Below are 8,278 nucleotides of genomic sequence, written 5' to 3' on the forward strand. Positions count from 1 at the left end.
TAATCACTCCTTAGATCATGGTGTAGAAGGATTAACTACTACACTGGAGTTATTAAAAAAGCATGATATTAAAAATGCAGGTGCTGGTGCTAATGTAAAAGCAGCTAAAAAGCCATTTATCTTTGAAAAAGAAGGTATACGTATAGGATTTTACCTATGTGCAGAACATGAGTTTACCGTTGCTTCTTGTCATACAATGGGGGCTAATCCATTTGATGTATTAGAGAGCTTTGATGATGTAGAAGCTTTAAAGAAAACTTGTGATTATGTTATCGTCCTATATCACGGTGGGAAGGAGTTTTATCGCTATCCATCGCCAATGTTACAAAGATATTGTAGAAAATTTGTTGATAAAGGGGCAGACCTTGTAATTTGCCAACATAGTCATTGTATAGGTTCTCGTGAGGACTATGGTAAGGGGACTATTATTTATGGCCAAGGTAACTTTATCTTTAACTCCGAATCCTATATACATCATAAGGAGTTTGTAAAAGATTCCTTATTAATCAGTGTAGAGGCATCAAAAGATAGCTTTATTGTCTCTGAAGTGCCAATTCGTAGTACTGAAAAAGGAACTCGTTTGGCTACTGAATCAGAAGCTATTGAAACATTGACGGAATATAAAAAGCGAAGTGAAAACATTAGAGATGCTCATTTTGTAGCTCAAGCATATAAGGATTTTGCTGATACTCATGTAAAGCGATATTTGCGTGAATTTTTAGGTAGATCTTTTATTATCCGTGCAATAAATGGATTATTTGGACGAAAATTAATGCAACTCATTTTAGGAAAAACAAGTTATTTGGCAATTCAAAATTACTTGGAATGTGAAGCTCACCATGAATTATTCTTGCGGGGCATTAAGAATATCAATAAAAAATAATGGATACAAAAATAGTAGCTGCTGCTAAATGGTCTGTTATAACAGAGGTTTTAGCAAAGCTTATTACACCACTAACAAATATAATATTGGCCCATATGCTAGCGCCTACGGCGTTTGGTATATTGGCAACGATTATGATGGTTATATCCTTTGCAGAAATGCTGGCTGATGCGGGATTCCAAAAGTTTCTTGTGCAGCATGAGTTTGAAAGTGATAAAGAAAAACAGGAGGCTACAGATGTAGCTTTTATTGCCAACTTAGTTCTTTCTTTACTCTTGTGGGGGGCTATTATAGTCGGTCGTGATGAATTGGCCGTATTAGTTGGAAATGATGGCTTAGGCATACCATTGGCCATAATGGGGGCCATGATTCCGCTCTCTGCTTTCAGTAGTGTACAAATGGCCTTGTATAGACGGGATTTTAACTTTAAGTTTCTACTTAACATTCGGCTCATCACAATTCTGACTCCTATATTGATATCCATACCTATGGCGCTCATGGGATATGACTATTGGTCTTTAATCGCTGGTATGTTAGGGGCTCAGTTATTTACGGCTTTGGCCTTATTGAAGAGTAGGAAAAATCAAATCCATCTCTACTTTAGTTCTCGAGTCTTTATGAATATGTTTAGTTATAGTGCATGGTCATTGGCTGAAGCATTTTCTATTTGGCTTACCGCATGGGTGGATACCTTCATTATTAGTCGCTTTTTGGATGCCTATTATTTAGGGATATACAAAATGCCTATGGCTATTGTTACAACTGTCATGGCTATGGCTACTTCATCTTTAGCGCCTGTATTATTTGCCGCTTTAAGTCGAGTTCAACAGGATGAACAGGCATTTTCCAATACATTCTTTACCTTCCAACGCTATATGGCTCTTTTTTTAGTACCTATAGGGATAGGCTTGTTTGTATTCCAAGACTTTGTTGTTGATCTCTTATTGGGACCACAATGGAAGTTAGCAGGTATTGTATTGGGATCTTGGGCCTTGAGTTCCGCTATTATGACAGTAACAGCGAATTTGATCTCTGAAGTATTCCGTGCAAAAGGAGTTCCTAATTTATCATTCTGGACTCAAATATTACATTTAGTTGTATTAATACCGGTAATTTATATTTGTATTCAGTATGACTTTAGTACATTTGTCTATGCTCGTTCAATAGTACGCATGGAAATGTTAATGGTTGCCATGATTTTCTTAGCATTATTTATACATATGAGTGCCCTTCGGGTGATTACTAATATAGGTGTATATCTAATTACGGCATCTATTGTTGGTACTCTTGCATATAGTATTTTACATTTATATGATGCGGTATGGTGGACTATAGCTTGTATGATTTTATGCGTTGTATTGTATGTGGTTATCTTATATCTCATACCATCTGAGCGCACTATTATCACTTCTGGCGTTGATAAAGTATTAAGTAAAGTAAGACGCTCATAATTAACAGAACTATGAAAGGAGTACATATGCTTTCAAAAAATGTAGACTTAAACAACACGGTGATCCTAGTAACGGGAGCCGCTGGATTTGTAGGGGCTAATCTTGTTATGTCCCTGTTATCTGAAGCAGAAGGAACTCAAATTATCGGCATAGATTCTGTTAATGATTACTATGACGTGGCTTTAAAAGATTATCGATTGCAACAAATTGATGAGATGAGCAAAGATAATAAAAATACGTGGATATTTATAAAAGGGAATATTGCAGATAAGGCCTTTATTGAAGAAATTTTCTCTACTTATAAACCACGTGTTGTTGTTAATTTAGCAGCACAAGCTGGTGTGCGTTATTCTATTACGAATCCTGATGCTTATATTGAGTCTAATATTATTGGTTTTTACAATATATTAGAGGCTTGTCGTCATTCTTATGATAACGGTGGAAGTGGAGTAGAGCATTTAGTTTATGCATCATCGTCTTCTGTATATGGAGCGAACAAACAAATTCCATACTCTACAGATCATAAAGTAGATAATCCTGTATCTCTTTATGCGGCTACAAAAAAATCAAATGAATTATTGGCTTATTCTTATGCCAAGTTATATAACATTCCTAGTACAGGACTTCGTTTCTTCACTGTATATGGTCCTGCAGGGCGTCCTGATATGGCATACTTTGGTTTTACTAATACATTGCGTAGTGGCGGGACCATAAAAATCTTTAACTATGGTAATTGTAAACGTGACTTTACCTATATCGATGATATTGTAGAAGGCGTATCCAAGGTTATGTGTGCAGCACCAGAGCGTCGTAATGGTGCTGATGGATTGCCAGTACCACCGTATGCTATTTATAACATTGGTAATAGTCATCCTGAAAATCTCCTCGATTTTGTACGTATTCTTTCAGAGGAATTGGTTTCTGCTGGTGTATTACCAGAAGATTACAATTTTGAAAACCATAAAGAATTAGTAGCTATGCAACTCGGTGATGTACCTGTCACTTATGCAGATACAAGTGCTCTAGAAGAAGATTTTGGCTTCAAACCGAATACATCTTTACGCGAAGGGTTACGGAAATTTGCTATATGGTATAAAGAGTTTTATATGACGGAGGGCAAATAAATGAAGATTGCAATTGCTGGGACCGGCTATGTAGGCCTTTCAAATGGTGTTTTATTAGCACAACATAATGAAGTAGTAGCCCTCGATATTATCCCTGAAAAGGTAGAGATGCTAAATCGAAAAGAGTCACCTATTGTAGATGCAGAATTGCAAGAGTATTTAGCTACTAAGAAATTAAACTTTAAAGCTACACTAGATCCTGTGGAAGCCTTTAAAGATGCTGATTATGTTATTATTTCAACCCCTACTAATTATGATCCTCAAAAGAATTTCTTTGACACATCTTCTGTAGAGCAAGTTATCAAAACAGTATTAGATATTAATCCAGATGCTGTTATGGTTATCAAGTCAACAGTACCAGTTGGATACACAGCTCAAATGCGTAAAGAATTTAACACAGAGAACTTGATTTTCTCTCCAGAGTTCTTACGTGAAGGTAAAGCTTTATATGATAATTTACATCCTTCTCGTATTGTGGTAGGAGAAGACTCTAAAAGAGCTCGTTGTTTTGGTCAACTATTAGCTGATGGTGCCATCAAAGAAAATGTGCCTCAATTATATACGGATTCTACGGAAGCAGAAGCTATTAAATTATTTGCTAATACGTATTTAGCATTGCGCGTTGCTTACTTTAATGAGTTAGATTCTTATGCCGAAGTTCGTGGTCTTAGTACAAGCCAGATTATTAATGGTGTTTGTTTAGATCCTCGTATAGGCGACTTCTATAATAATCCATCCTTTGGTTATGGCGGTTATTGCTTACCAAAAGATACTAAGCAATTATTAGCTAACTATAATGATGTTCCACAAAATCTAATTTCTGCTATTGTAGATGCTAACAGAACTCGTAAAGACCATGTAGCAGATGTTATTATAGGAAAGAACCCAAAAATTGTTGGTATCTATCGCTTGACTATGAAAATGAACTCTGATAACTTTAGAGCATCTGCAATTCAAGGTGTAATGAAACGAATTAAAGCGAAGGGGATTGCAGTAGTTGTTTATGAACCGACTCTTGATGCAGAAGACTTCTTTAATTCCCCTGTGATTCGTAACTTTGAAGACTTTAAACGTGTTAGTGATGTCATAGTAGCTAACCGTTGGGATAAGAGTTTAGAAGATGTGAAGGATAAAGTTTACACAAGAGACATTTTTGACCGCGATTAATGTGAGTATACGTATTGTGGCGTTTAGGAGAGTAGTATGAAACGTTGGATACTATATATCCTGTTAGGGCTAATAGTATTTTTTATATGGGATAATTCGATGCAGAATGGTGGATCATCAGATGGATTTAGTTTGCTTTTTGCAGAGACTTTGACTCCTTTAGCAAATAAATTAGGTTTTCATGGAAATATATGGACCTTGAATAGGATTGTTCGAAAATTAGCTCATCTCACAGAGTTTACAATCCTTGGTAGTCTTTTATATACGATTCTACGTCGATATATTACATATGGTACCGTAATTAAGACTATAGGTTTAGGAATGTTGATAGCTAGTCTTGATGAATTTATACAAAGATTTTCACCAGGCCGTAGCTCTCAGTTCTCTGATATTTTGATCGATACAGTAGGTATTTTTATTGGTATTTTAGTGGTAAAATTAGTCTATTATATCAGGTATAAGAGAAGCACATTTAAAAATTAAATTGTTAATAATATACAGATGAGTGAAAAATACCTCATAATCTTAGCGATTATGAGGTATTTTTAATGAAGATAATATGAAAATATAAATAATATATTAAATAAACACATTATAATTTATCTATTTTTATATAAAAATCACTATACAAGCTACTTTTCCCTTGATATAATCATGAATAGAAAATGAAAAATAAATGAGAACAACATGAAATTTATAAAGAGAACGATATCTGTAAGGGGATATCGTAAGTAGAAGGGAAAGAATATGAATCGCGTGGTTGACTTACATGGTTGCATTTTGCCAGCTGTGTTAGGGCCTCAAGGGCCACAAACAATGGCAGAATCAGTAAAAATGATAAAATCTTTGGCTGAACAAGGAATTACAGATATTTTCAGTACTCCTGATGTGACAGTATCTATGGATATGAATACTTGGGATGAAATGGAAACAACATTGAATGATGTAAAACTTGCAGTAGGTGAGCAACAAGTAGATGTTACTATTCACAGTGGTGCTCGCGTTTTACTTTGTGATGAAATGGTTGAATATATCGTTGCTCATCGCAATCAGTATTTGTTGGGTAATAGCCATTTTATGTTAGTAGCATTACCGGAAAATAGTAAGGTTCACCATATTAATGCATGGTTGCTAAGCTTACTAGATATGGGCATTGTTCCTATCATTAGTGAAGTAGAAACGCATCGCCAATTATTTACAAAACCAGAACAGTTATTGGAATGGGTAGATAAAGGGATTTTAATTCAATGTAACATGGCATCCTTTAATCATAGTAATGCTAATTATCATAGAGCGATCGAATTATATCGTAATGGATTAATTCACTTCTTTGGCACTGGTTATTGTAATGAAAGTGATGTACAAGCGCATCAAGGGTATGTAGAAGCTATTTCTAAATTAGACAGTACATACAAAAAAGATTTGTTGCCAAATATTCATCTCAATGAGCGCGATCTTTTAGCTGATCGCACATTCTATCCTACTGTTCCTTCTAGTTGGGTAGGTCAAAAATCTAACTTCTTGACTCGTCTATTTGGGTTTACATTATAATTTAAATAGGTTCTTTTATTCATGCTATATTAGCATGGCTGAAAGAGCCTATTTTTACTTTATATAGTATTTGTTCTTGAAAACAACCACCATATATAGTATACTGAGTTAGCAGTAAAAATAGAGAGTTTACTAATAATTCTTTACGTTTTTACATATAAATTTATAAAAGTATGGTATACCATACTTTTTTCTTTGTCATAACATATATTTCAGCGGTAACAAAATGGGGAGGTTGCCAATATGTTGCAGGTCATTAAACGGGATGGTACAAAGGTACCTTTCGACAAAAACAAAATTGCTTTGGCTATAGAAAAAGCCGAGCATAGCAGTACAGGGTTGTACGAAGAGGGGTTGGCACAGCGTATTGCTGATGAAATAGAAGAATATGCTACAAAGCTCCAAAAGGACATGACAATTTATGCTATTGAAGATCAAGTGTACTACAAGTTGATTGAGTATCATAACCCTGCAACGGCACGTGCCTATGAAGGTTACAAAGCTGTTCAAGCTTTTAAACGTCGTCAAAATACTACAGATGATGATGTAATTGGTTTATTAGATCGTAGTAATGTTAGCGTTCTCGATGAAAACTCTAATAAGGATGCTGCAATTGTATCTACACAACGTGATTTAATTGCTGGTGAAGTATCTAAGGATATTGCTCGTCGTAAATTAATTCCTACAGATATTTTAGAAGCCCATGATAGTGGTGCTATTCACTTCCATGACATGGATTACATTATCCAGCCTATGTTTAACTGTTGCTTGATCAATTTGGAAGATATGCTAACAAATGGTACGGTTATCAATGGTAAGAAAATTGATACACCTAAATCCTTCCAAGTGGCATGTACAGTAACAACGCAAATTATTGCCCAAGTTGCATCTGGTCAATACGGCGGTCAAAGTATTAATGGTATCGATCGCATCTTGGCGCCATTCGTACGTAAATCTTACGAAAAAATCCTTAACAATGTTATTGAAGAACAAGTTGAGATTTACGGGATGGAACCAAATATGGAAAAAGCCCGTGAAATTGCATGGAAACGCACGCGTAAAGAGGTTAAGGATGGCATCCAAACTATTCAATATCAAATCAATACATTGATGACTACAAATGGTCAATCTCCATTTGTTACATTGTTTATGTATTTTAAACCTGATTATGAATACGCTAAAGAGGCTGCTCTTATTACAGAAGAGATTTTACGACAACGCATTAAGGGTGTAAAAAATGAAGCTGATGTATATATTACGCCAGCATTCCCTAAATTGATTTATGTTCTTGATGAACATAATGTAACGCCTGATAGTCCATATTACTATTTAACTGAACTTGCTGCACAATGTACTGCTAAACGCATGTATCCAGATTACATTTCCGCTAAGAAGATGAAGGAAAACTATGAAGGTAATGTATTTAGCCCAATGGGATGTCGTTCTTTCTTATCTCCTTGGAAGGATGAAAAGGGGAACTATAAATTTGATGGTCGCTTTAATATGGGTGTTGTAAGTTTGAACTTACCTCAAATTGGCATCTTAGCTCGCGGTAGTGAAGAAAGATTCTTTGAAATTTTAGATAAACGTCTTGAATTAGCTGAAAAAGCATTACTATTACGTTACAACTTATTAAAGGATGTCGTAAGTGATGTATCGCCAATTCATTGGCAACACGGTGCTATTGCGCGCCTAAAAAAAGGAAAAAAAATCGCTCGCTTCCTTACTGGTGGTTATGCAACGATTTCTCTTGGCTACATCGGTATTTATGAAGCAACTCGATTGATTACTGGTGAGTCTAACACAGGTGAAAAAGGTCGTGTATTCGCCATGAAAATTATGGATCGTTTAAATGATGCCATCAATCTATGGCATGATAAACATAATCTTGGCTTTGGTTTATATGGTACACCTGCTGAAAGCTTAACAAATCGATTCTCTTCTCTAGATCGTGCTCGTTTTGGTGTAATTGAAGATATCACCGATAAAGGATATTATACTAATAGCTATCACGTAAATGTTCGTGAAGAAATCAATGTATTTGATAAGTTTAATTTTGAATCTGAATTCCAAAAGAAATCGACTGGCGGTTGTATTTCCTA

At 35.3% G+C, this 8,278-nt stretch carries 7 protein-coding genes; all 7 read left to right on the top strand.

Annotated elements, in window-relative coordinates; genetic code table 11:
- Positions 1-883, top strand: an 883-nt coding sequence (locus QZ334_RS05515; protein WP_295232571.1) for a CapA family protein, incomplete at its 5' end; no start/stop codon positions are given.
- Positions 883-2,334, top strand: coding sequence for a lipopolysaccharide biosynthesis protein (locus QZ334_RS05520; RefSeq protein ID WP_295232574.1), 1,452 nt, complete (start codon positions 883-885; stop codon positions 2,332-2,334). The genes QZ334_RS05515 and QZ334_RS05520, both read left to right, overlap by 1 nt.
- Positions 2,335-2,360: 26 nt before the next feature.
- On the top strand, positions 2,361-3,458 hold the full coding sequence (locus tag QZ334_RS05525) for an NAD-dependent epimerase/dehydratase family protein (RefSeq protein WP_295232576.1): 1,098 nt from the start codon (positions 2,361-2,363) through the stop codon (positions 3,456-3,458).
- The gene (locus tag QZ334_RS05530) at positions 3,459-4,625 is read left to right on the top strand and encodes a nucleotide sugar dehydrogenase (protein WP_129822900.1); all 1,167 of its coding nucleotides are present in this window, start codon (positions 3,459-3,461) and stop codon (positions 4,623-4,625) included.
- 36 nt (positions 4,626-4,661) lie between these two features.
- Positions 4,662-5,108 carry a VanZ family protein gene (locus tag QZ334_RS05535; protein ID WP_295232584.1) on the top strand — a complete coding sequence of 149 codons (447 nt, stop codon included), beginning with the start codon at positions 4,662-4,664 and terminating at the stop codon, positions 5,106-5,108.
- Between the two features lie 264 nt (positions 5,109-5,372).
- Complete coding sequence (locus QZ334_RS05540) at positions 5,373-6,176, top strand: CpsB/CapC family capsule biosynthesis tyrosine phosphatase (protein ID WP_227720776.1); 804 nt, start codon at positions 5,373-5,375, stop codon at positions 6,174-6,176.
- 243 nt (positions 6,177-6,419) lie between these two features.
- Positions 6,420-8,278: anaerobic ribonucleoside-triphosphate reductase (nrdD, locus tag QZ334_RS05545; RefSeq protein ID WP_295232587.1), on the top strand; the 1,859-nt coding region annotated here is incomplete at its 3' end.

It is taken from the genome of Veillonella sp. (assembly GCF_019414865.1).
In the GTDB taxonomy this organism is placed as follows: Bacteria; Bacillota; Negativicutes; order Veillonellales; family Veillonellaceae; genus Veillonella.